At 69.4% G+C, this 23,295-nt stretch carries 23 protein-coding genes; 10 read left to right on the forward strand and 13 right to left on the reverse strand.

Going from position 1 to position 23,295, the window contains the following annotated elements; translation table 11 throughout:
• Positions 1–213 precede the first annotated feature (213 nt).
• The gene (locus K2224_RS33680) at positions 214–1,059 is read right to left on the reverse strand and encodes an oxidoreductase (RefSeq protein ID WP_221910940.1); all 846 of its coding nucleotides are present in this window, start codon (positions 1,057–1,059) and stop codon (positions 214–216) included.
• Positions 1,060–1,167: 108 nt separating this feature from the next.
• On the opposite strand from K2224_RS33680, the gene K2224_RS33685 reads away from it, so the two are divergent.
• Complete coding sequence (locus tag K2224_RS33685; protein ID WP_221910941.1) at positions 1,168–2,082, forward strand: LysR family transcriptional regulator; 915 nt, start codon at positions 1,168–1,170, stop codon at positions 2,080–2,082.
• Positions 2,083–2,309: 227 nt separating this feature from the next.
• On the opposite strand, the gene K2224_RS33690 is transcribed toward K2224_RS33685, so the two are convergent.
• From K2224_RS33690 to K2224_RS33710, 5 genes are all read right to left on the reverse strand, one after another.
• Entirely contained in the window at positions 2,310–2,885 is a 576-nt protein-coding gene (locus tag K2224_RS33690; protein WP_221910942.1) for a hypothetical protein, read from the reverse strand.
• Positions 2,886–3,056: 171 nt separating this feature from the next.
• On the reverse strand, positions 3,057–3,713 hold the full coding sequence (locus tag K2224_RS33695) for a hypothetical protein (protein WP_221910943.1): 657 nt from the start codon (positions 3,711–3,713) through the stop codon (positions 3,057–3,059).
• Positions 3,713–5,164, reverse strand: a complete 1,452-nt coding sequence (locus K2224_RS33700) for a putative T7SS-secreted protein (RefSeq protein WP_221910944.1) — start codon at positions 5,162–5,164, stop codon at positions 3,713–3,715. The genes K2224_RS33695 and K2224_RS33700 overlap by 1 nt, the downstream gene beginning before the upstream one ends.
• Positions 5,165–5,225: 61 nt before the next feature.
• Positions 5,226–5,522, reverse strand: coding sequence for a hypothetical protein (locus K2224_RS33705; protein ID WP_221910945.1), 297 nt, complete (start codon positions 5,520–5,522; stop codon positions 5,226–5,228).
• Between the two features lie 466 nt (positions 5,523–5,988).
• The gene (locus K2224_RS33710; protein ID WP_221910946.1) at positions 5,989–6,306 is read right to left on the reverse strand and encodes a hypothetical protein; all 318 of its coding nucleotides are present in this window, start codon (positions 6,304–6,306) and stop codon (positions 5,989–5,991) included.
• Between the two features lie 348 nt (positions 6,307–6,654).
• On the opposite strand from K2224_RS33710, the gene K2224_RS33715 reads away from it, so the two are divergent.
• On the forward strand, positions 6,655–6,843 hold the full coding sequence (locus tag K2224_RS33715; protein ID WP_221910947.1) for a hypothetical protein: 189 nt from the start codon (positions 6,655–6,657) through the stop codon (positions 6,841–6,843).
• 95 nt (positions 6,844–6,938) lie between these two features.
• Here the strand turns inward: K2224_RS33715 and K2224_RS33720 are convergent, their stop codons facing one another.
• Together K2224_RS33720 and K2224_RS33725 are read right to left on the reverse strand one after the other, a co-directional pair.
• Entirely contained in the window at positions 6,939–7,484 is a 546-nt protein-coding gene (locus K2224_RS33720) for a hypothetical protein (RefSeq protein ID WP_221910948.1), read from the reverse strand.
• Between the two features lie 25 nt (positions 7,485–7,509).
• A complete protein-coding gene (locus K2224_RS33725) occupies positions 7,510–8,115 on the reverse strand; it encodes a polysaccharide deacetylase family protein (protein WP_221910949.1) in 606 nt (201 codons plus the stop codon).
• Between K2224_RS33725 and K2224_RS33730 the strand changes: the two genes are divergently transcribed.
• Positions 8,108–8,566, forward strand: coding sequence for a hypothetical protein (locus K2224_RS33730; RefSeq protein WP_221910950.1), 459 nt, complete (start codon positions 8,108–8,110; stop codon positions 8,564–8,566). The two genes, K2224_RS33725 and K2224_RS33730, sit on opposite strands and share 8 nt — an antisense overlap.
• 469 nt (positions 8,567–9,035) lie before the next feature.
• Here K2224_RS33730 and K2224_RS33735 read toward each other — a convergent pair whose 3' ends face one another.
• Positions 9,036–10,223, reverse strand: a complete 1,188-nt coding sequence (locus K2224_RS33735) for an FAD-dependent monooxygenase (protein WP_313904836.1) — start codon at positions 10,221–10,223, stop codon at positions 9,036–9,038.
• A 28-nt stretch (positions 10,224–10,251) separates the two neighbouring features.
• Between K2224_RS33735 and K2224_RS41070 the strand changes: the two genes are divergently transcribed.
• Positions 10,252–10,554, forward strand: coding sequence for a hypothetical protein (locus tag K2224_RS41070; protein WP_260693640.1), 303 nt, complete (start codon positions 10,252–10,254; stop codon positions 10,552–10,554).
• Positions 10,551–12,377 (forward strand): hypothetical protein, encoded by a 1,827-nt coding sequence (locus K2224_RS33740; protein WP_221910952.1) that lies wholly within the window; start codon positions 10,551–10,553, stop codon positions 12,375–12,377. The genes K2224_RS41070 and K2224_RS33740 overlap by 4 nt, the downstream gene beginning before the upstream one ends.
• Before the next feature lie 554 nt (positions 12,378–12,931).
• Here K2224_RS33740 and K2224_RS33745 read toward each other — a convergent pair.
• Entirely contained in the window at positions 12,932–13,627 is a 696-nt protein-coding gene (locus K2224_RS33745; RefSeq protein ID WP_221910953.1) for a TetR/AcrR family transcriptional regulator, read from the reverse strand.
• Between the two features lie 92 nt (positions 13,628–13,719).
• Here K2224_RS33745 and K2224_RS33750 point away from each other — a divergent pair, with 92 nt between their 5' ends.
• The gene (locus K2224_RS33750) at positions 13,720–15,156 is read left to right on the forward strand and encodes an amidase (RefSeq protein WP_221910954.1); all 1,437 of its coding nucleotides are present in this window, start codon (positions 13,720–13,722) and stop codon (positions 15,154–15,156) included.
• Positions 15,157–15,374: 218 nt separating this feature from the next.
• Here K2224_RS33750 and K2224_RS33755 read toward each other — a convergent pair whose 3' ends face one another.
• Positions 15,375–15,902, reverse strand: coding sequence for a hypothetical protein (locus tag K2224_RS33755; RefSeq protein WP_221910955.1), 528 nt, complete (start codon positions 15,900–15,902; stop codon positions 15,375–15,377).
• Positions 15,903–16,555: 653 nt separating this feature from the next.
• Here K2224_RS33755 and K2224_RS33760 point away from each other — a divergent pair.
• Positions 16,556–17,371: an SDR family NAD(P)-dependent oxidoreductase gene (locus K2224_RS33760; protein WP_221910956.1), complete on the forward strand. Its 816-nt coding sequence runs from the start codon at positions 16,556–16,558 to the stop codon at positions 17,369–17,371.
• A 554-nt stretch (positions 17,372–17,925) separates the two neighbouring features.
• Here K2224_RS33760 and K2224_RS33765 read toward each other — a convergent pair.
• Positions 17,926–18,372, reverse strand: coding sequence for a hypothetical protein (locus tag K2224_RS33765; RefSeq protein WP_221910957.1), 447 nt, complete (start codon positions 18,370–18,372; stop codon positions 17,926–17,928).
• 639 nt (positions 18,373–19,011) lie between these two features.
• On the opposite strand from K2224_RS33765, the gene K2224_RS33770 reads away from it, so the two are divergent.
• Positions 19,012–20,109: a hypothetical protein gene (locus tag K2224_RS33770; protein ID WP_221910958.1), complete on the forward strand. Its 1,098-nt coding sequence runs from the start codon at positions 19,012–19,014 to the stop codon at positions 20,107–20,109.
• 209 nt (positions 20,110–20,318) lie between these two features.
• On the opposite strand, the gene K2224_RS33775 is transcribed toward K2224_RS33770, so the two are convergent.
• Entirely contained in the window at positions 20,319–21,056 is a 738-nt protein-coding gene (locus tag K2224_RS33775; RefSeq protein ID WP_221910959.1) for an SDR family oxidoreductase, read from the reverse strand.
• A 139-nt stretch (positions 21,057–21,195) separates the two neighbouring features.
• Here K2224_RS33775 and K2224_RS33780 point away from each other — a divergent pair, with 139 nt between their 5' ends.
• Complete coding sequence (locus tag K2224_RS33780; protein ID WP_221912120.1) at positions 21,196–21,768, forward strand: TetR/AcrR family transcriptional regulator; 573 nt, start codon at positions 21,196–21,198, stop codon at positions 21,766–21,768.
• Positions 21,769–22,118: 350 nt separating this feature from the next.
• Entirely contained in the window at positions 22,119–23,036 is a 918-nt protein-coding gene (locus K2224_RS33785) for an aminoglycoside phosphotransferase family protein (protein WP_221910960.1), read from the forward strand.
• Positions 23,037–23,295: the final 259 nt, after the last annotated feature.

A 23,295-nucleotide genomic window follows, 5' to 3' on the forward strand; every position in this document is an offset into this window, starting at 1 on the left:
GTCTTGAATGTGTGTATTCGGGAGGGAGGGCCAGGGGCTGCCGCTGACGGGCCGGCCGGTAGCGGGGCACCCTGGCGCGGTGAAGGGGGCGGATGCCGGGCGGCGAAAGCTCCGCCCGCCCGCCGCCTGGTGTAGCGGTACGTGACTGTGACTGTCAGCCGGCTGCCTGGGCCGGCAGATCCTTGTTGCCGTCGCCCCAAGTGGCCGTCACCGTCACTGCGTGTCGAAGTCGGTCCCCCGCGAGACCTTCTCCCACAGGGCGAGTTCGGACCGCACCGAGTCCAGGTGCCCGACGAGGAAGTCCACCGCGTCGCCGCCGAGGGCGAGCCGAAGCGGGGTGTTCTCGGCGTCCAGGGCCAGTCGGATCGCCGCCGCGGCCTTCACCGGGTCCCCGGGCTGTGTGCCGGCGCCGTCCTGCACCAGCTTCCGGGTGGCGCCGACCTTCTCCGCGTACGCCGGGTGCTCCCGGGAGAAGTGGGCCGAGCCCTTGCCGAACAGATTGGTGCGGAACGCGCCGGGCTCCACGATCAGCACCTTGATGCCGAACGGCGCCACTTCGTCGGCCAGTCCCTCCGACAGCTGCTCCAGTGCTGCCTTGGTCGCGCTGTACGCGGAGAACCCGGCGAAGGACAGCTGTCCGCCGAAACTGCTGATGTTCACGATCGATCCGCTGCCGCGCTCCCGCATCTGCGGAAGCAGCGCCCGGGTCAGCCGCGCCGGGCCGAACACGTGCAGCTCAAACAGGTCGCGCAGCTCCTGGTCGGTGGTCTCCTCGAACGCCCCGACCTGCGTGCGCCCGGCGTTGTTCACCAGCACGTCCACCCGGCCGTAGCGAGCCAGCACGTCGGCGGCGACCACGTCGGTCCGCCCACCGTCGGTGACGTCCAGAGCGATCGCCTCCACCCGGTCGGGATGCGCGGCGACCAGGTCGGCCAGTCCCTCGGGCCGGCGGGCCGTGCCGATCACCGTGTCACCGGCGGCGACCGCGGCCTCGGCGATGGCCCGCCCGAAACCGCTGCTCGCACCGGTGACCAGCCAGACCTTGCCGTTGTCCGTCATCTCTTCGTCTCCTTGGTCGTTTTCCGTTCGGGGCCTGCCCGCCGACAGGTCCCATCCTTCGCCGGCATCCGGCACCACGTCCAAGACCTGTTGTGATAGCCATGAGTTATGGATGTCCATGGGCGCGATCTGCGCTACTTCGCCGCAGTCGCCGAGGAGTTGAACTTCACGCGGGCCGCCGAGCGGCTGTTCGTCTCCCAACCCGCGCTCAGCAAGCAGATACGGATGCTGGAGAAGCAGCTCGGCGCGTGTCTGTTCCACCGGGACCGGCGGTCGGTGCGACTGACCGCGGTGGGGGAAGCCCTGCTGCCGCACGCCCGCGGAATGCTGGCCGCATGGGAGGCCGCCGAGGCGGCGCTGGAGGAGGCGAGGACCGCCGGGCTGAACACATTGGTGATCGGCATGTCCACCAGCCCGGGCCGCGGGTTGCTGCCCGCCTTGCGAACCAGGCTGGTGTCCCGCTACCCGCAGGCACGTCCCGTCCTACGGCAGGTCAACTGGGCCGATCCCAGTGCCGGGTTGGCGGACGGGACCAGTGATGTCGCCTTTGTCTGGCTGCCGCTGCCGGACGGCGACCGTTATCAGTATGCGGTGGTGGCCCAGGAACGACGCTTGGTGGCGCTGCCGCAGGAGCACCCTCTGGCGGCGCGGGCGGCAGCCGACAGCGAGGGGGAGTTGGACTTCGCCGAGCTCCTGGACGAGCCGTTCCTCGCCCTCCCCTCCGAGGCCGGCCCGCTACGGGACTACTGGCTGGCCCTGGACGCCCGGGACGGTCGCGCGCCGCGGATAGGCGGGGTGGTGGGCAGCGCCGAGGAGACCCACGAGGCGGTCGCCAACGGCCAGGGCGTTGCGCTTCTGGCCACCGGCAACGCGCCGCTGGTCGTCCGGGACGAGGTGATCGCCGTGCCGGTCCGCGGCATCTCCCCGTCCCGCCTGGCGGTAGCAGCCCGCCGGGGCGACGAACGGCCCCTGGTACTGGCCTACTTGGCCGCGGCGGCGAAGGTGGGAGCCAGCACTTCCTGAACCGAGCCGCCCGAAGAGACTTCACGCGGCCGTTCCACTGCCCGACCTACCGAAATCCGCGACAACGATCCGGCTGCCGCGCGTTCGGCCCAGCCGTCTGAGCAGTTCGCGCTGTAGCGGATGCACCGCCCGGCGGCCCCTGTCCTTCGCGGCCGCGGGGCTTCGTCAGCCAAGACACCGGACGTCGTGCCGCCCGCAGCCGCTCCGGAATCCGGTATCCGGCCGAGTCAGCGTTCCCAGTACTTGGCGACTGCCTGTGCGTAGGCCACTCGGTGGTCGAGTTCTGCGCTGTGGACGCGGAAGCGGCCGCGTGCGGACTCGGTGAGGGCCGCCCGGCTGAAGGGCTTGCCTGGCCTCTTCCAAACCGTTCGCAGCGGCGCGGTGGTGGCGCCGGCGGGGGAGTCGGAGAGAGCCAGGGCAGCCATGTACAGCAGGACGAGGGGCAGCAGCACCAGGCACAGCAGCAGCGACGGCGTCGTCCCTTCCCGTCCGTGCAGCACCGTGCTGTCGGGCAGGTGGATCTCGTATGTGGGGCGCCACCGCCTCTTGCGCGGTGGCAGGCGCAGTTCGGCCAACTCCTCGTGATCCGGCGTGAGTACGGCGAGGCGGCCGCCGTCCTTGCGGACGACGACGGCCAGCGGTGCGGCGTAGGCAGGTCCGGCCGCGAGGGTGAAGCGTGGCTTGTGCCCGTGGCGGAGGGCATGGCCGTCGGGGACGCCGCGGAGTACGTGGACGGGGGCCGAGCCGCGGGGACGCAGTTCGTATCGGTCGGCGTCGGGGTGGCGGGTGAAGACAAGCGTCATGGGGTTCCGTCAGGTCGTGTCGGGTTGGGGCGCCGTTGCCGATGGTCGGGGTGGACGGGGGAGAAGGACGTGGGGGCCGATGCGCATATCGGAGGGCCCGTTGGGCGGTTGCTCCCGCTGACTGGGGCAGTCGTCACAGCGTGTCCGCCTGTCCACCATCCCCGCTCCGGACTAGCCGAAGACCGCACGGATGTCGTCAGCGCCCGGTGTCGTCGCGGAGGTCTCGTCCGATTGCTCCGCCGGGCGGATGGCCAGCGACTCGCCGATCTGCCGCAGGATGCCGGTATACCGCGGCAGATCGGCGAAGCACGGAGTGGTCAGCGCGAGCACGATCAACCAGCCTTGAATCGGCGAGGGGACGTACAACTCGATCTGGGCGAACTCCAACGCCGGGAGGACGGCCTCGCCCTCGGTCTCGGTGGCGTGCAGCGAGAGCACGGCTGGGCCACACGGCAGGTCCACGCGGGCGACGCTGCGATGCTCGTCGAGGGACAGCGTTTCCTGAAACGAGGCGGTGATGACTTCCGGGGCCTCCGGGGCCACGGTCTCTGCACGTACCAGGAGATGAGCGGTGCTTGCCGCGCCGTCCTCCGTCTCGTAGAGGGCGACCGAGGCGTGCAGAACCTCGTCGGCGGTCAGAGACGCGGTGAGGTCGGAGTAGAGGGTCGCGGTGGTCTCGCGCTGGAATTCTGTACCGCCTGGCCAGATCTTCTCCGCCAACTCCCACAGGGCGGCGTCGAGGACGTCCGCGGGGAGGTGCAGCGGCAGTTCGTGGAAGCCTTCGGGGGTGTCCAGGGCGATCGACACGCTTTGCGGGGACAGCGCCATCACAGCCTCCCCGCAGCCGGCGTGCCGGTATCGGTGATCTGAGTGTGGGTGTCGATGGCGATGCCTGGCAGCTGCTGGGCCACCTGCGGGCCCTTCGACCACCAGGAGAGCGGGTCGATGGAGCCGTCGGCCCGCATGGCTCCGCGCAGGGAGGTCTTGATCGCATCCGGGGTGAGGCCGCTGTCCAGGACCTTGGTCAGCCCCTTGCTGATGCCTGCCTCCTTGATGCTCGCGCCCACCACGTCCTGGACGTGGCTGTTCCAGGCCAGCTTCATGCGGTTGCCGACCCCGGTGGTCGTGAAGACCTTGCTGCCGCCGACGTATTCCTTGCCCATCCCGAAGAGCGACTTTCCTTCCAGAGCCCGGCCGGTGAACCCGGCGTCACGTAGGGCGCGGATCTTGTTGACCTTGTCGATCGAGGCGACGGTACGGCCTTCCACCTGCACCAGCTTCATGGGGACCTTGGCCCCCTTCATCGCGACGGAGCCGAACTTCCCGAACGGGATCACCCCGATTCCGTCACCCACGAGGTCCATGACCCCCACATCGGCTCCGCCGAGTTTCGCCGCTCCGTGCGTGGCGAGGGCCCCGAGGGAAGCACCGGCGCTCGCGAGGGCCAGTGCACCGGAGAGAGGCGGGCACCACATGGTGAGCAACGAGGCGACTCCCAGGATGCTGGAGGCGATCGAGAGCCAGTCGCCGATCTCCTTCAGCAGGTCGGCGTGCTTGGCACACCACTCCTGGATGCTGTGTCCCATGCGGGTGAAGAAGTCGCCGAGACCTTCCCAGAACCCCGGGTCCGGTGCGTTTTCCGTGGCGCGCCGGATGCGGTCGGCGATGCTTCGGGCCTCGTCCTGGTGATGGCCGAGGAGCTCCTCGGCCTTCTTGAGGATGCCTTCCAGCTCCTCGGTCGCGGAGTCCAGCCGGCCGCGGGCAGTGTCGAGGGCCCTGTCCGCCCGGTCCAAGCGGTCGCTGGCGGCGTCCATCCTCTTCTGCGCGGCGTCGAGGGCGGCCTGGTCGGTGTAGAAGGTGCCGGCAAGGCGGAGGTCCGGGTTGGCGGCGGCCTCGTTGTAGGCCCTTTCCGCCTGCTCGTTCTCGGTCTTCCTGGTGGTCACCGTCTGCTTGGCCGCGGCGGCCTCCGACTCGTACTGGCGGCCCTTGCTCTGGTACGAGGAGAGCGCGGTGTGCCAGGAGCGGAGCTGAGTGACCGCATCGCGCATGGCATCGCGGCTGTCACTCACGTATTTCGGCAGGTCACCGACGTTCTCGGCGAACGCGTTCGCCGCGTCACCCTGCCATTCGCCACCGCTCTTGCCGATGCGGGACAGTACGGCGTGGGCGGACTCCAGGGAGCGCTTGGCCGTATCGAGCTTGCCGGTGAGGGAGTCGACCGATCCCAGGTCGCCGGGGGCCGGATTGAAGCCGAGGGCGGGGAAGTCCCGCGTGGTCATGAAATCCCCTGTCGAGTGGTCAAAGGTACGGATGGCTCGGGTGAGTGCAGGCCGTGCGGCGCTACTTGGCGTTCTTCGCGAAGGCGTCGCGCAGCGCGTGCTCCACCGATTCGTAGTTCTGCTTGACCAACTTGAGCTTGTCCTCGATGGCTTGCGTGCCGTCGGCGATCTTCTTGATCGCGTTGTCCCAGCTGTCGTGGAACTCGTCGCAGGCGTTGTCCAGGGCCTCCGCCCCCATCGACTTCGGACCGGTGTCCTTCAGTGCGTCCAGCGCCTTGCGCATGTTGTCCTGGCTGTCGTGCAGATCCTTCAGCAGACGTCCGAGACCGTCCGCCTCGACCTGGAAATAGCCGCCCATGCGCCCCCCTGGTGATCCCTGTATCTCGGCATGGCCAGGCCAACATTACCTGCACATGACCCATGCTTTGCCAGTGGATGGCTCTTGTTCGCGTCGGAGTGTCCACTCCGACGTCGCTCCACCTGCCGCGGCCTCGGTCGCGGACCGGGCGGCGTTCGGCTTCTCCGCGGGCGAGGCCGCCGGTGTGGGGCGCGGGTGGTGTCAGAGCGGCCGTCGCTACGTCGGCACCCTCGCCACCGCCGCGGTGGTCGTGGCGGTGGCGACGGCTCGCCGCGTACGCCGGAGAGGCAGTCAGGGATAGCGGCTGGTTCCCTCACCGGTAATTGTGCGGCCGGAACACCAGTCACCCGCTGTTCCCGCGATCCATGTGGGCGCTGCCGCTTCCCCGCTCAGCGATTGAGCTTCTCTGTCGTCCCGGCGAATGGTCGTCGTCCCGGCGAATGGTCGAGGAGGAGATCCCCGCCGGTCAGCAGACCGGAGGATTGGGTGTCCCCCAGTCGCGCAGCACCTGGTTCGGTTGCCATACCCAGCCGTTGGCTTCGGGGGCATTGAGGTTCAGCCAATTGCCGTCAGGGGTTTGGCAGTTGATCGTGACCGGCTGGCCGTTGTGACCCTTGCCCACGAGCGCTCCGTCGGGAGCCGAGAGGATGTCGGCATCGGCGACGAAGCGCCCGGGCACTCCCGCCGCGGCCTGAGCCGCCTGTGCCTGTGGGGCTATCAGCGTTACTCCGAGAAAAGCAGCGGACAGGCCGACCAGCGTCAGCCGCGAAGTGAATTTCCGCACCAGGTCTCCATGGTTCGAGGCGATACTCGCGATTGCCGGAATATCGCTTGGTCAATTTCGTGTGCAGGCTATTGAGCCGTGATGAAATTCCGGTGTATCGGCTGTATCGGCCGGCGCTTCCCGATCTGGCGGGTCTCGTGTGCCGCGGCCGCAGTCCCCCACCGCAGGACCGCCGCCCATCGTGGCCGGCTGCCGACTTCAGATGCTGCTCGTCGCTGTCGTCTGTTCGGTCCCGGCTTCGCAGGGGCACGAAGAGTCGGTCGGCCGGTCGGCGGGCGAACCCGTTGATGACCAGGTCCGGCAGGGCCCTCGGGCGTAGTTGCGGAGGACCGAGCTGGGTGGCGACGGGTGTTACCGGAGGTCGTGGTGATCGAGGCGGTGGAGGAGACCGGGGCGGCGTTGATGGTCCTCGCGCAGGCGGGTCAGGCGCTGGTCTCCTTGGTGGCGATGCGCGCCGCGATCTGCTGCCAGACCGGCTCGGCCTCGTTCGCGAGGGCGGGGAGATGGCGCGCAGTCGGTCCTGCTCCTGGCGGCTGAGCGGTCGGTCAAGGGCCTGGAACTCGCAATACTGGTACTCGCTCACGTCGCGGACGCTATCGCCGCCGCGGGTGGATGTGGACGTGGAGCCGCCGCTACAGCGGAGCCGACCGGATGCCGTGGGCGAACGCCGGTGGATGAGCCGAGGCGAGCAATTCCGGGGCGGGGCAGCGGAGTTGGCGGATGCCGTTGACCAGACGGCCCGCACCGACCGCTGCGGTGACCAGCGCGCCGAGGACGGCGCCGACCTGCTTCCCGTCCATCGCGATCGTGAGCGTGGCGGCGCCCAGGCGCGCCAGTTTCGCCGCTTCCCGAGTCCCTTCGGCCTCGCTGTCACGCAGTGGCTCAGCTGTCGTGGAGTCCTGATGCTCGGCGCTCAACTCGTGGAGCTCCTGGAGCGTCGCCCGTCGGGCGGCCTCGGGACTGCCGTAGCCGTACTTCGAGCCGAACCCCTTCGCCGGGTTCCTGCCGCGGCCGAAGCGCATGACTGTTACGTACGCCCATTTCGCCACGGCAGACAGACTGTGCACCGCCCGCGGGCGGCCGTCGTCCGTGGGGACGACTGGCACACCCAGGGCGGCGAATTCCCGTCCGCTCTCCAGCGCGTCCGAGCCGGGGCGGGCGCGGGTCCTCCTCGGCATTGAGGGCGGAGGGCCGGGTGGGACTTCAGCGGGTCGGGAAGCTGTAGGTGTAGCCCTGGGCGTCGAGCTGGTCCAGCAGCTTGGCGAGTGCTGCGATGCTCTGTGAGCGGTCGCCGCCGCCGTCGTGCATCAGGACGATCGAGCCCGGGTGCAGGTTGCGGTTGATGTTCTGCAGGATGGTGGCGACGCCCGGCCGTTTCCAGTCGTCGGAGTCGTCGCTCCAGCCGATCGATCGAAGCCCGTGCTGGGCGGCGATGTTGCGGATGAAGGGTTTGAAGTCACCGCCGGGTGCCCGGTAGTACCAGAGCTTGGCCCCGGCGCCGGCCGCGTCGGATATCTCCTGCTGGGCGTCGGCGATCTCGTGGACGTTGTAGTCCAGCGGCATGCTGCTCTGCCGCTCGTTGTGGTGTACGGAGTGGTCGCACAGCCGGTCACCGGCGGCGACAATCGCCTTGGTGAGGTAGGGATAGCGCTGCGCGTGCGGACCTATCTCGCAGAACGTGGCCTTGGCGTGGTGCTGGGCCAGCAGCGCCAGTACCTGGGGCGTCCAGCGCGGGTCCGGACCGTCGTCGAAGGTCAGCGCGACTGATTTACCGCCGTCCTGGGTCTTGAGCTGGAGCGCGTTGCTCACTTTGAGCCCGTTCGGCGAGCCGGCCCGAGCGCTGCCCGGGCCGCCCGGCCAGGCGGCGGCCGAGGAGGAGGGGGCGGCGGGTGAGGGGGAGGTCGACGACGAAGGTGACGGCGCGATGCTCGTCGCCGAGGACGACGCGCTGTGCGACGGGGGAGGGGTGGCCGAGCCGGTGGCAACGACGGGGCGGGCGGCTGAAGTGGGTGGCGGCCCGGCCGTCGACGACGTCTGGGCCGCGTGGGCTCCGTACGTCGCCAGGGCGGCTGCGCTGAGCGCTACCGCAACGGTGGCTGCCGTCTTCTTCGCATTGGCCGATGCCACAGCGGGTCCCTCCAGAGGCATCCCGGGGGATGCCTGTTCAGCGGTGACGGGTGGTGGTGTGTCGCGCACGGGCAGGCGTGGGGGAGCGGGCTGTGCGGCGGTCGTCGTGGGCTTGTTTCTGGAGCCGCGGTGACGATTCGACGGCCGGATGAGCCTGCTCCTGGTTCGCTCACCTCTTGTGACGGACTGGATGCGAATAGTCCGTTTTATGCGCTATGTCTATAACGGTAGGGGAAGTCGGGGTCATGGCCCAGGGGCTCGCTGTGTGATCTGCATCCCCTTTGGACCTGCGGAGACGTGGAGGTGTGCCGCAGGCTCCGCCGCCGCGAGATTTCGGGGCGGCTTTCTCCGTGTGGCCGCCCCGCCCTCGGGTGCTGGGCGCGCTGCGCGACGCGGGGCACGTCGAGCGAGGGTGGGCGGGACCGCATCGCTTGGCCCCTCGCCCATGCGGACTCCAGCTGACCGTCGACCTCGCTCTGTAGCCGCGTTGACGCGAAGCGTGGCATCGCGCTCGGTATGCGTACCTCAGCCGCGGGCTGCGGCCGAGCGCCGCGGCCCCGGCTCGATCCCACTCCTCCGGCCCTGCCCTTCAGCCGCCGCTATCAGCCGTGATCGGGCAGGTCGCCGAGCGTGATGGCGTCGGCCGCGCGGGCGAGGCCGGCGGGCGTGACCGTCCTGCCGTCGGCCTTGTCCTGCGCGATCTGCTGGTTCTTGCCGACGTAGCCGCGCATCCCCTGCTCGTAGCGGGCGAAGGCCGCACGGTGATCGTCGTGGTTGTCGGCGAGTTCCCTCACAAGCACGTAGGCGCCGACCAGCGCCATGCTGGTGCCCTGGCCGGAACGCGGTGAAGGGCAGTAGCCCGCGTCACCGACGAGCACGACCCGCCCGTTGGACCAACGATCGAGGCGGACCTGGCTCATCGAGTCGAAGTAGAAGTCCGGCGCGTCCCACATGCTCGCCAGCAGCCTGGGCGCCACCCAACCAACGCCGGCGAAGCGCTCGACGAGAATGTTCCTTTGTCGGTCCAGATCCCGGTGGTCGAAGTCGAGTTGCCCCGACCCGAAGTGCAACATCGCCCGTGCCTCGGTGTTCTGCCGCGCGCTGTAGAGACCGACCAGTGTGTCACCAGCCGTGTGGTACACCTGCCAACGGTCCAGGCCGAGGAAGTTCTCCACACTGAAGATCGCCAGATGACTGCCGAGGAAGTGCATGAACTGCGACTCCGGGCCGAAGGCCAACCGACGTACGCCGGAGTGCAGTCCGTCCGCGCCGATCACCAGGTCGAAGCGGCGCGGGCGGCCATGCCGGAAGCCGACCTCGACGGCGTCGTCGTCCTGCCTGAGGGAGGTGATGACATCGCCGAACACATACTCCGTTCCCACGCGGCCGGCGTCGAACAGCAGGGTCGTCAAGTCGTCACGCATGATTTCGACGTCGTCGTTGTCGATCAGCCCGCCGGTCAGGGTGGCCTCGGTGGATCGGGTCAACTCCGCACCTCCACCGTCGACGAACGACATGCCGCGCATGCCTGTCGTCCCGGCCCGGACCGCGTCGAGCAGCCCCATCCGTGCCACGACCTGTAGCGCGATCCCACGGACGTCGATGGCCTGGCCGCCCCTGCGCAGGCCCGGCGCCCGCTCCACGACAGTCGGATGGAACCCCGCACGTCGCAACCAGTGAGCCAGCGCCAGTCCCGCCACACTCGCCCCGGAGATCAAAACATCCCTGTTCCGCACAACCCTCTCCCCTCCCCGTCCCGGTGCTGCCGAGGCGCGTCTGCGCGACTGCACCGCCCGCGCTTCGCAGACACCTCGAGTCTTGGGACACCGGGGCCGGGACGGCAATGCAAAGATCGGCACGCAATTGTTGCGCTGTGGGCAATGGCGTGAGCTGGGCAAGCCGAGCAACGTCCCCGAGCGGGCGACCGAGTCCTCGTTCGTGCGCGACGGGCCGGCCACTGAGGCCGCCGCCGCGACCGGTCCGGCGACCGATGGCCCTGAAGAGCCGGCACCTGTCGCAGCTTCACCAATTCCCCGCCTCACTAATTCCATCGACACGGTGCTGACCGGCTGGCAAGCTGCCTGCATGACCTACGGAATCGAGTCCCACCTCACCCGGTGAGCGCCCAGGAAGAGCGCAACGCGCTCACTTCCCCGACCGCTCTGTACGACCACGCCCTGCATCTGCTGCGCGAGTCCGCCGATGGAGTCCCGCCCCGGCGCGGCTACTCCCTGCCTCGGGAGGCAGCAACCGGCGAGGATCCGCCCTCTTGGGAAGAGGCGAAGAACGCCATCCAGGAAGTGCTCAGCCCGCTGCCGGACAACCCCGAGACCCTGCGCCGTCGCTTCGAACGACACGGCATTCGGAACCGCCACAGCCATCTGATCGAGTCCACAGTCGCCGACCTGCCACTGCCGCCCGAACAGCTTGGTGCAGCCCGCTGCCTCGGGCGGCAGTTGACCCGGACCGGCACCACCGGAGCCGCCGTCACCGCAGGCATCGCCCTGCTCGTCCGCCTCGGCGAGCCTGAGGACGTCCCGTACCTCTCCGCCCTCGGGCTGTTCCGGGAGCTCACCAGATCAGCCGTCGGCGCGCTCGACAACCTCGACCGCCAATCCGCTGCCGTCGTCTGGCTTGCGGTCTACTCCCGTCGTGACGAACTACGGCCACTGGTCAGTGCCCTATGGACGGGAAATCGGCAGGCAATACGCGCGGAGCTGGTCGCGTCTCCTGCCTCGGCCCGCTTCATCGGCAGCGCGATGGCCCGCCGGATTGCGGAAGCCTCCCGACTGCCGGACTTGCTCGACCACCACTGCTCCGACACGGACTTGCTCGCCAGGGCGGGCCGACTGCTCGTCCGGATGGGGCGCTCGCAAGACGATCCAACCGACCTCCTGGCATACTCCGACGCGCCCAGGATGTACGACAGTGTCGTCACGCGAGCCGGCCTGCTGCCGCCGACCCTCGACAACGCAGCCGGGTTGCTGTCGCTCGCCCTCGACTTGGACAGCGGCATCGGCGTACTGCTGGACTGGCCGCCCGGACGGCGCGCGGCACTGCTGGAATCCCTCCGAAAGCTGCTGGCCGAGCCCCGATGGGCGGTGGTGAGCGCCACCGCAGGCGAGGCGGAGCAGCGGCTGCGAGCCGACTGGATCCGCCGCACCGGGCGGCAGCCGTTCAAGCGTCCGGCCACGTCCGGCAGGCTGCGCATCGAGGTGGTGGTCGGCGACCCTGCCGACCGGGAACCCGTTGAGACCCGCATCCTCATAGACGGCCGGCCACTGGTTCCGGCGGTCTTCGGCCACGGCCCCGCTCACAGCCCCGAGCACCTCCTGGACGACGGCCGGCTGCGGGCCGGAGCGGAGTCTCGCGAGGTACAACTCGCGGAGGCATACTGCACGGAGGGGTGCTGCGGTGCGCTCTACGCCACGATCCGGCGGGACGGGAACCATGTGGTGTGGGAGAACTGGCGACGGCCACAGACCATGCCGGGGTCCCGCGAAACCGCACCCGAGCTCCCCGCCTATCGGTTCGACGCCTCCGCCTACGACACGGAGGTCGCTCGGGCGGAGACCGACCGTTCCTGGTCCTGGCCTGCCCGCACCACAGCTCGCCTGATCAAGGCGGGACTGATCGACAATCCTGACCTGTTGACCCGGTGGGATGCCAGGCGGGGCTGGATCAGCACCGGCTTCGAGGACCCGAACACCACAGTGGTGACCTTCTGCTACGTCCCGGGGCCGGCCTCCGAAAGACCCGAACAACCCGACAGCTTCCTGCAGTTCCGCTGGGACATCCAGGACGACGGTACCCCGCCCGAGACACAGGCCGCTGCTGCCTTGCGCCGGCTGGCTGAGGAGGATCCGAAGTCCTACGGGCAGGTGTGCGGCGGCAGCCGGGAGCGCGCCGAAGAACTCGGGTTCCCCTGGCCAGCCAGCTCCTGACGAGCCGCCGTCGTCGCCAACACACCCTGGACCGCGTTATCAGGTGGAGGACGTTGGCCAGTGGCCGGCCAACGTCCCCCGGGATGTGGCGTCGTGACAACGTGGCGGCATATCAGGCCGCCGGCTGCTGCCGGTCCGTCGCCGTGCTTCGCCGCTGCCGTCCGCCAACCCGTCTGCTGAGTCGGCAGCGCGGCCGTGGAGGGGGCACGACAACCCTTCCACGGCCGCGCGGTTCACCGAGGGACTCAGGGGGTGGCCTTGCCGGCGACACCAAGGCAGGGTGGGCCTCCTCGAGTGGTCAACGCACCACCCGCGGCGAACACATGACGGGAGTTGGGGGATGACCTGCGGCTTTGCCGCGAAAGCCCGGTGGGCCAGGGAGCACTACGCTCGGTGGAACTCCCTGGCCCACCGGGCTTTTCGGTGGGTTGTGCGCTGGGCGGGTGCCCGCCCCGCACCGAGACCGCGGCTCCGGCGTCCCGTGCTTCCGCTGCGCCGGTGCATACGACCGAACCACGGAGCAGCGCGTTCCGTCCTGCCGGACCGCCTTGCGGTTATGCGTCGGGGGTGCCTGCGGGGTTTGCAGTGGTGGCGGGCCGGGCGTCGGGTTCGCCCTCCTGGGCCGGATGCTGCGCGAGTGCGGTCCAGGAGCGCAGGAGCAGTCCGAAGGCGTCGACGACGACATCGTCCCGGATGTCGTCGGGGGTGAGCAGGCGCTGGATGAGCAGGCCGTCCTCCAGGGCGTGGACGATCAACGCGAGGAACGCGGGGTCCGCGGGCGGGTTGGCGCCGTGGGCGGCGAACGCCTGCTCCAGGCCGGAGGTGTGGGCGTCGCGGGCGAGGAGTTCGCGTTCTGCGAGCAGCGGACGCAGCTCCTCGTTCCGTAGTGCGTGCAGGACGAGTTCCATGCGCAGGGCCAGCCATTCGGGCAGGTGCTCGGCGCGGTCGCGGTTCCAGGCCCGGAGCTTGTCGAGTGCGTCGGCGCCGGAGGTGGCGTCTCGGGTCAGTGAGCGGACTTCATCCAGCTCGCGGCGGGTGCGGTCCTGGAGCAGCTGGGCGACGAGGGCGTTCTTGTCCTCGAAGTTCCCGTAGAAGGCGCCGCGGGTGTAGCCGGCGCGCTCGGCGATCTGCTCGACGGAGGTGCCGTTGACGCCGCGTTCGGTGAACAGCTCGGCGGCGGCGGCCAGTAGGCGATCGCGGGTCTGCTGTCGGCTCTCTTCGCGGGTCAGGCGCTTGCGTGCGGGAGTCACGGCAGCATCCTACGGTGCACCGGCACGAAATATTCGCTCCTACATTCAGATACAGATATGTATCTTTACTGGAGAGCGAAAGGGAGAACCCGATGAAGACGACCGAGCTGTGCGCGCTGGAAGCGTCGGAGCTGGCGAAACTGCTGGCTTCGGGAGAGGTGTCCGCGGCGGAGACCGTGGAGGCACACCTGGAGCGGATCGCCGAGGTGAATCCACAGGTGAACGCGGTGACCCGGCTGCTGGAGGACAGTGCCAGGCAGGCGGCACGGGAGACCGACCGGCGCCGGGCCGCGGGAGAGCAGTTGGGCCCGTTGGCCGGGGTGCCGTTCACGGTGAAGGAGAACATCCACGTCGCCGGATCGGCGACCACGCACGGTGTGCCGTACTTCCGCGACTGGGCGGCGCAGGCCGACGCACCCCCGGTACGACGGCTGCGCGCGGCCGGGGCGATTCCGATCGGCCGCACCAACATGCCCGACCTGGCACTCGCCGGACTGCACACGGTCAGCCAGCTGTTCGGACACACCGTCAACCCGTGGGACCCGCAGCGCACCCCCGGCGGCACCAGCGGCGGCGACGCGGTCGCGGTGGCGACCGGTATGACGCCGCTGGGCCTGGGCAACGACTCCGGCGGGTCGATTCGCAACCCGGCCACGTTCAACGGCATCGCGGGGCTCAAGCCGAGCTATGGGCGGTTCCCGGCCGACCACCGCATGAACGACCAGGAGCCGGTCCTGGGCCACCAACTCTTCCCCGTCGACGGGCCACTGGCCCGGTCGGTGGCGGACCTGCGGGCGGCATACGAGGTGCTGGCAGGGCCCGACCCGCAGGACCCGCGAGCGGTCCCCGCCCCGCTGTACGGGCCACAGCCGGACACACCGGTGCGGGTCGGCGTGGTGGTCGACCCCGGCGGCCGGGGCGACGTCCACCCGGACGTGCGCTCCGCCACAGAAGCGGCGGCAGCAGCCCTGGAGGACGCCGGCCACCCCGTCGAGGAGGTGGCGGTGCCGCGACTACAGGACGCCCTCGACGGATACGCGGCTCTCCTGCGGGCCGAGTTCTCCCGTGCCTGGCCTGTGCTCAGGCGGCTGCTCACCGATGACAGCGCCCGCCACATCGAGCTGGACATTCAACGTCACCCGCCCGTCGGCCTGGAGGAGTACCTCCGACAGACCGGCGTACGCCTCGGCGTCCAACGGGCCTGGGCCCGCTTCTTCGCACGCTGCCCGATCCTGCTCGGGCCCGTGTCCACCCAACCGATACCTGCGCCCGTGGTACCGCGGACTTTGGAGGAGCGCGACGCGACGTTCACGCCGATGCGGCTGCTGACCGCGTCGACGTATGTGGGAGTGCCGGCCGTGGCCGTACCCACCGGACTCGCCGACGGGCTGCCGCAGGGCGTCCAGGTCATGGCGGGCATGTACCGCGAGGACCTGTGCCTGGACGCGGCACAGCGGATCGAGGAGCGCCTGGGCGTGCTCACCCCGCTCGACCCGCGCCCGTACCGGTTCGACGGACGCGACAGGTAGGGCGGTCGACATGGCCTCGGGTGGCGCCGACCGGGTACGACCGGCGGAAGAGGCCGGTGAAACCCGCGAGGATCAGGGCAGGAGCGCCTGACCACGACCAGGACCCGACGAACTGGTGCCGCAGCTATCGGGCCGCGGAGGCGGACGACCACTGGCGCCGCCGGCTGCCTTCCCAGCCGGCGGCGCCACACGGAGAGGTCCTACACGCCGATCACCGGTCAGCCGATCCCAACCTTGGCGAGAGCGGTGGTCCAGTCGGTTGCGATGGCGCTGCGCGCGTCGTCGAGGTTGACGGTGCCGTTGCACACGGCTGTCTTGAGCTTGTTCTCCACGGAGTCCTTGCTGGCCGCCGGCTGGTCGCCGTAGCGGGGCTCGGGCCAGAGGTTCTTCGGGTCCTTCGGCGCGCCGCCCAGTTCGAGGGGGACGAGGTGGTCTTCCTCGTAGTCGGCGGTGTTGGTGTCGGTGTAGCCGTACTCGCCTATCTGCTTGATCTTCAGGGGGGTGGTGTAGGAGACGGGCGGGCGGACGGTCTTGGTCCAACCGGGCACGCATATCGTCGAGTTGATCGTGGACTGGGTGACGTCGGGGTTGTAGGCGCCGGGCTGACAGGCGGCGTCGGGCAGCGGCAGGTGGGACTGGGAGCAGGTGGCCATGGTTGCGTGGGCGCTGCCAGTGGTGAGGACGAGGCCGGCGCCGGTGAGCGCAATGGCTGTGAACGCGGAGGCGAGTCGTTGCGTCGATCGCATGGGGGCTCCATGTGTGGGGGATGGGCCCGGCAGGGTCCCGGGCGCGTGCCGCCATAGCAACAGCCCCGAGATCTATGCGGGTAGACGCTAGAGATGAACATGAGGTGTCCATGTCGTTTTCTGACTCATAGGTGGTGCACTTTTGGCCAAATCCTGTCCTGCGCAAGGGGGTTACCAGTCAGGTCAGGCGTCAAGGCTCAAAACAAGACCGTCCGCAGTGGCTCAGGAAGCAGCCTTCGCGCTGAACGGCGGCACCCCGGAACACCTCCCCGAGCTCAGTGCCGACGGTGTCACCGAACTCGTCGTCGTAGGCGCACCCCCGCCCGCTCCCCAGGCAGCAGCCACCTGGGTCGCGCAACTCGCCCGGACCCGGATTCGCCCGGAGGGACAGCCAGGGCCGTCCGGGGCGTCAGCCGCATGGCGCCGGGCGGCTGCTCCGGGCCCGCCGGGCGGTGTGTCGTCGGGGCGGTGCAGGCGGACGCTGCCGTACGCGTACGGCAGCAACATCCTCGGAAACTCGCGCGACCAGGACGCGTGTACGTACGAGTCGCGATGCCGACGGCAGCGGTACCCCGTCGGCTCGGCGGCATCGGTGCTTCGTATGCTCGCGGTGCGGGGAATCGGAGTTTGACCACCTTCGGAGGCGAACGAGCATGTCGGAGCAGCGTGTTGTCCTGGTGACGGGTGGGGGAACGGGCATCGGGGCCGCCACCGCCCGGCTGCTGCGTACCGCCGGGCACCAGGTCGTGATCTCCGGGCGGCGGCCTGAGCCACTGCGCCTGGTGGCCGAGGAGACCGGAGCGCTGGCGCACCCATCCGACGCCGCCGACCCCGAGGCTGTGCGTGAGCTCGTCGAGACGACGATTGCGGCCTACGGGAGGCTCGACGGTGTGGTGCTCAATGCCGGCATCGGCCGGAGTGGCGCGGTCGGCGACATCGCGGTCGAGGATTGGGAGGAGTTGATACGGACCAACCTCACCGGCCCGTTCCTGTTGCTGCGTGCTGCGCTGCCGCATCTGCTGGCGGCCCGCGGCGCGGTGGTGGCGGTTGCCTCGGTCGCCGCGCTGCGCAACAGCGTTGGCAGCGCCGGCTATGCGACGTCCAAGGCGGGTCTGCTTCACCTCTGCCGCTCCGTCGCTGTCGACTATGGGCCGCGGGGGCTGCGGGCCAATGCGGTGTGCCCGGGTTGGGTGCGTACGGAGATGGCCGACCAGCGGATGGCGCGGTTCGCGGCGGAGGCGGGGCTGGCGGGCGGTGCCGAGGCGGCATACGAGGAGGCGAACCGGCTGACTCCCGCCGGGCGGCCGGGTGATGCGCAGGAGGTCGCCGAGGCGATCGGCTGGCTGCTGTCGCCCGCCGCGTCCTACGTCAACGGGGCCGTCCTCACCGTCGACGGCGGGGTGACCACGGTCGGCGTCGGCGGTGCCGCCTTCGACCACCGGATCGAGGCACGCACCCCGCGCCTCTAGCGGACTACCGGACAGGCCAGTTACACACTGCCCCGGCGGGGCCGGCACGCATGGCGGGGCCGGCCGGGGCTCAGAATGAAGCTGGACCTGGACGGCGCCCGACGGCAGACGTGCTCGTCGCCGGGGATCCGACGATGTCAACGAGGCGACCCGTCCTGCTGATTGAAGGTCCCTGACGGCGCATGGCCACAGTGACCCGGCAGCGGGCTTCCGCGGCCGCTGCCAGGTGACGCTTCACCAGGCAGGTACTCGGCTCGGTGCCAGGACCACGGTGCGGAGTCGGAGTGCCGGCATGCCCAGGCTCTGGCGATTCGTGCCCAGTGCGTCAGCGTCCCGCAGCCGCAGGAAATCGGCGGCGCTGCCGCCATGCGGCAGACTCACGTAATCGAGATTCCGCCCGGAGCATCGGGGAGCGGCGCGGCTACGGCGGTCTGGGGCATGGACAGCTCCGCAGAGGACGATCGCCGTGCCGGTCACGGCGTCTGGGAGCAGCCTGGGACGGATCACCTGCCAATGGAGGATGGAGCCCAGCAGCCGGTGGCGGGTTTCCTTGATCAGACGTCTGTCGGTGCGGGCCGGTTTGCTCGCCAGGAGCCGTAGCGCCTGCGACCGCACCTCCAGAGCCGTACCACGGCGTGGTTCAGGCCGAGCAGGAACAGCAGCGTGCTGTTGAGGAAGCAGATCCAGAAGATGACCTGTGGCGTAGGCCCGTTGACGGACCGTTGGGACCCGTCGTCATGGACGCAGTACGAGTCGGGCGGGAACAGCCGGGAGCCGTAGCCGGCAACCGGATGGCAGGGCGACGTCTCGGGGAAGAGGACGGGCTGTGCTCGCGACACGAGGAGCAGCCAGCTGACCAGCCCGATCAGGGTGGTGGCGAACCAGCTCACGCGCCACCACCCGGGCAGCTTCCGCTCGCTCAGCAGGCCCCACACCCCAATGCACAGCACCACCGCGCACAGCAGGGTCGCCGTACAGAGCAGGATCACCGTGCTCGTCAACGGGTGACTCCGTGGAAGCGGCGCTCGGTGCCGATGGTCGACGCGACGGCGTCCGGTCCGCAGCCCGTGACAGACGGGGTGTGGGAGGAGGCGACGTCCACGATGGGGATCTCCTTGCCGTTGAGATGACCGAGAGCCGACGAAAAGGATCACTTCGTACGTGGTCGATCGTATAGGTGACAGAACGTGTGACTGGCATCGGGTGCGCGACCGGTCCCGAAGGCAGTCCCCGCCTATCGGCCTCCGGGGAGGACCGGAACAGCCCAGTAGCGGCAGCGGTCAGCCGGTGGTGAGGTGCCCTGGGATTCGGCCGGAGCGGCTGACGCCTGCCGCCCGCACCCGCGAAGGCTGGCCCTGCCACAACGGCCGCCGCCCTGCGACGGGCGCGTGCTGAGAAGGCCGGCTGCCGGACCTTGGCGGCGCCGGCGGGAAGGGGCAACTCGCGGTGCCACCGCGCCTTCGCCGCCTGGCTCGTCCACCGCTCCGGGGTCGACTCGGTCAGTTCCAGCTGGAAGACGTGGCGGTGCTGGAGCTCGACAGACGCCGATCACCTCAGCGGAAGCCCGCGAACCGCATGAACGGGTTCATATAGGCTGCTCGTTCTGTCTCTTGCACCCGCATTGATCTGGGGAGTTCCTTGTGACCGTAGCGACCGCCGCGTCCGAACCGGCCGTCCCGCCCGTCGACGAGACGCCGGGCGAGGAGAATTTCTGGAACGAGAGGGCGTCGTCCGGTGAAGAGGTCGCGGCGGGTGCCGTAGACGACCTGGTCGTGCGGGATGCCCGCGAGTTCGGGGCGTACGCGCGGACCGGCGGCTGGGCGTTCGCGCTGAAGGTCGCGCGCAGCGTGCGGCCCGGCGGGCAGGCTGCGGGGGAGACTCCGAAGGTCTCTGCGAAGGAGTTCGCCGAGCTGGCCGGGTGCTCGCCGGAACGCGTGATGCGGTTCTACAAGGCGTGGGACATGGCCGCCGACGACGGTGTCGTCCCGCAGTTCGAGGCGCTGGTCCCCGGTCAGGATGTCGAGCTGCCGGATGCCGACATGTGGCTCTCCTACTACAGCTCCCGCAACAGCGCCACGTCCGTCCGCGGTACCGCGATCACTGCTGCTGCCGAGGCCGAGGGGATCCGGCCGACCAAGGCCCTGGAGGTCGCGGAGAACCCCACCGCGCTGCGTGCCGCGATCCTCGCCGATCCCTCCACCGCCGAGGCCGCCCGGGGTGCGCTGCTGGACCGGCTCAAGGAGGACCCGGCCCTGCAGGCGGAGCTGGCTCGCGACGTCCTGCGGACCGAGGAGTTGAAGAAGGCGGTGGCCACTGAGAGCCGGGCGGCCGACCGGATCGGATACGTGCGCAAGATCGTGGAGGACGGCCAGATCAAAACCCCGGCCGGGCAGACCATCGACGCCCCCGTCGAACTCCGTGAAGAGGCCGAGCGGCACCTGTCCCTCCTCGACGAACTGGACGACGGCGAGGAGGTCGGTGAGTGGGTCACCGAGGCGTACGACACGGTCAAGGGCCTCGTCGTCGAGGCCGTCGAGGCCGACCCCGAACTGCGCGTCCAGGAACGCCGCACCAAGTTCTACAGCAGTCTGCAGAAGGCCACGAAGGTGTTTGAGGAGCTGACCTTCGACGACGCCGACGACATCTACGAGGACGACATGGTCCAGCGGCTGGAAGAGCTCCAGCAGGCCATCGCCACCTGCATCACCGCCCTCCGCAAGGCGGCACCTGAATCCTGAACATGGGCGTGCAGCCCATGCAGTGGCCGCTCTGTGTCCGACGGTTGGGCACAAAGCGGCCGTGCGCTGCCGAATCTCCTCGCGGTGTCCGATGCGCGCTTGCACCTTCGCATGCGCAGGCCAACTGGCCTCGTGTGGGGCGGTGGTCTCGAACTCGTGCTGGCTGCCGTGTGCCGTCGGGCCGGGGTGGCGGCCGTTCCTGTCGGGCGTCAGTTTTGTGCGGTGGGGCGGATGATGATCTCGCCCACGTCGATGCCGTCAGGTTGCTCGATCGCGTAACCGATGGCAGAGGCGACGGCCGAGGGTGGCATGGCGATCTGGTCGCGCTGTTGGGCCAGCGCTGCCGCTGCCTCAGGGCTCGCTCCCTTGCCCACACCCTCCGTGTTGGTGAAGCCCGGTGAGATGAGGGTGACGCGCAGGTCGGGGCCGGCCTCCTGCCGTAGCCCTTCGGTCAGCACTTTCACCGCCGTCTTGGTGGCTGCGTAGACGGCTTGGGGCGACTTCACGACATGGGCGGCGGTGGAGGCGACGTTGACGAACTGCCCGGAGCGTTGCCGCCGGAAGATGGGCAGTGCTGCTCCGATGCCGTTCAGCAGGCCCGTGATGTGGGTGGCGACCATGGCGTCCCAGTCGTCCTGCCGCAACTCGTCGAAGGGCGAGACCGCCATGGTGCCCGCGTTGGAGATCAGGACATCGAGCCGACCGAAGTGGTCGAGTGCCGCATCGGTCAGGCGCTTGAGGTCTTCTCGGTGTGTGACATCGACGACGACCCCGACGGCCGAACCGCCCTGCTCCGTAATCCGGTCGACCACGGCGTTGAGTCGGTCCTCCCGTCGGGCTCCTACCACCAGATGGGCGCCCTGCTCGGCGAGATGGGTCGCAGTTGCCTCTCCGATGCCGCTGCTGGCGCCGGTGAGCGCGATGACTTTGCCCTTGATGCCTGACATGGTCAGTCCTTTCGTGACGGTGCGCGGGGGCCAGTGCGTTGACCTACGGTGGAATTGGGGGAGCCTCCATTTTAACCTAAGTGGGCGCGCCTCCACTTAGTGTGTTCGGGGAGTCCGAGAAGGAAGAGGGCAAGTGCTCATGGTCGACGGAGTGCAACGACCGTTGCGGGCTGATGCACGGCGGAACCGGGAGAAGATCCTCGCGGCCGCGGTGCGCGTGTTCGCGACGGAAGGGCTCGACGCTCATTTGGAGCGCATCGCCAAAGAGGCGGGGGTGGGCAGTGCCACGCTGTACCGCAACTTTCCCACTCGCGAGGCACTGGTCGAGGCCGTCTACCGCAACGAGGTGGCTCGACTGTGCGAGGCGGTCCCCGCCCTGCTGGCCGCGAAGCCGCCCTTGGACGCCCTGCGTGCCTGGATGCGCCTCTTCTTGGACTATGTGAGCGCCAAGTACGGCATGATCGACGCCCTGCGCGCCATCGCAGCGACGGGGAGCAATCCGTACGGTCGCAGCCGGGAAATGATCCAGGCCGCCCTGGGCACCCTCATGGACGCGTGCGTGGCCGCCGGGGCGATCCGCACCGACGTCGGCCCCACCGATATCGGCGCCGCTCTCGAAGGCATTGCTCTGACCTCGGCGAGCCCCGAACAACGCCACCAAGCGGAACGACTGCTCGACCTCACTCTGGACGGCCTGAAGTCGCGTCCATGAGGGCAGGTGTGAAGTGAAGCCGCGTTCGGGCGTTGTAGGGCCGTGTGTGGTTCGTTCCTTGCCGGCCTCGTGTCGGCGGTACGGAGTGCCGCGGCGTTGAGGGCCAGTCCAGACGCGACGAGCTGCGTCCGTTCGAACCGCCACAGCCTGTCGGCGAGTTGGGTTTCTTGTCCTCGTCCGCCAAGGCAAGCGGTTGTGCGGAACTTGGGTGGACCGACGCCGCCGACCCCGCCAGGTGTGTCGTGGGCCGCTGATGTGTCAGGCGGATGTGTCAGAACCGCTGATCTGGAATGCCCGGTCATGGGGGAGGCTTTCGGCGGCGGGCCGATGTCCGGCTACGGTTGCTCGGCATGACCCACACCGAGATCGAGATCACGGCGGAGTTGGTCCGGGACCTGCTCCGCGACCAGCACCCTGACCTGGCTGATCACGCTGTAAGGCTTGGCGCGCGTGGTTGGGACAATCAGTTGTGGCGGCTTGGTGACGAGCTTGCCGTCCGGCTGCCTTGGGCGACGGAGTCCGCGGATGTGCTGCTGCGCAAGGAACACGAGTGGCTTCCCGCTCTCGCTCGGCACCTTCCTCTGCCGGTCCCCGTCCCACAGCGCCTCGGCGAGCCCTCAGGGCGGTTTCCGCGGCCTTGGATCGTTACCACCTGGGTGCCGGGAACGCCCGCGGACCGCGCCCCTGTCACGCGCGCTGCCGAGGCGGCCGATGCCTTGGCGGCCTTCCTGACCGCTCTTCACCGGCCTGCCCCCGAGGGGGCGCCGATCGGCCGTGACCGTGGCGGGCCGCTGACTGACCATGTGGAGGGGTTCGCCCGGATGTTGGCCTTGGCCACCGAGGCAGGACTGGTCCCCGACCCGGACGCCGTCCGCGCTGTCTGGGAGGACGCCGCCGCCGCGCCCGACTGGGCGGGACCGGCGGTGTGGCTCCATGCCGACCTGCATCCGGCCAACGTCCTCACCGCGGACGGCACCTTCTGCGGCGTGATCGACTTCGGTGACCTCTGCGCGGGCGATCCGGCCTGCGACCTTGCCGCCGCTTGGAACCTGCTGCCACAGGGTGCCGTCGACCGTTTCCATGACGCCTACCAGCCGTCCCCGGATGCCGCGATGCTGCGCCGTGCCCGTGGTTGGGCGGTGCTGAAAGCCCTCGTCTGCATCCTCATCGGGGAGGCCGGCGTCCATGGCCGCCCCGGTGGCAAGCCCACCTGGGGCCCACCGGCCCATACCGCCCTGCGACGCCTGATCGAGGCCGCCGGCCGCTGAAACCACCTACCGTCACAGAACCACCGCGTGCAGACCATCGGCAACAGGGTTCCCTGAGCGGCAGGCTGGAGACGAAGGGGCGTGATGCCGGTGTGGGCGTCGCCGGCATGGACTGCCCGTGACCGGCCCGGCCCGGCCCTGTGATGGGACGCAATCCGGCCGGGTTCACTCTTCTGTGTCAACGCCCGGACTTCCTGGCCCTGTTCGGCGAGCATGGTACTCCTGCAATGCGCCGAGTCCGGATCTCACGCCCGACACA

Origin of the sequence: Streptomyces sp. BHT-5-2, from assembly GCF_019774615.1 — a bacterium.
Taxonomy (GTDB): Bacteria; Actinomycetota; Actinomycetes; order Streptomycetales; family Streptomycetaceae; genus Streptomyces.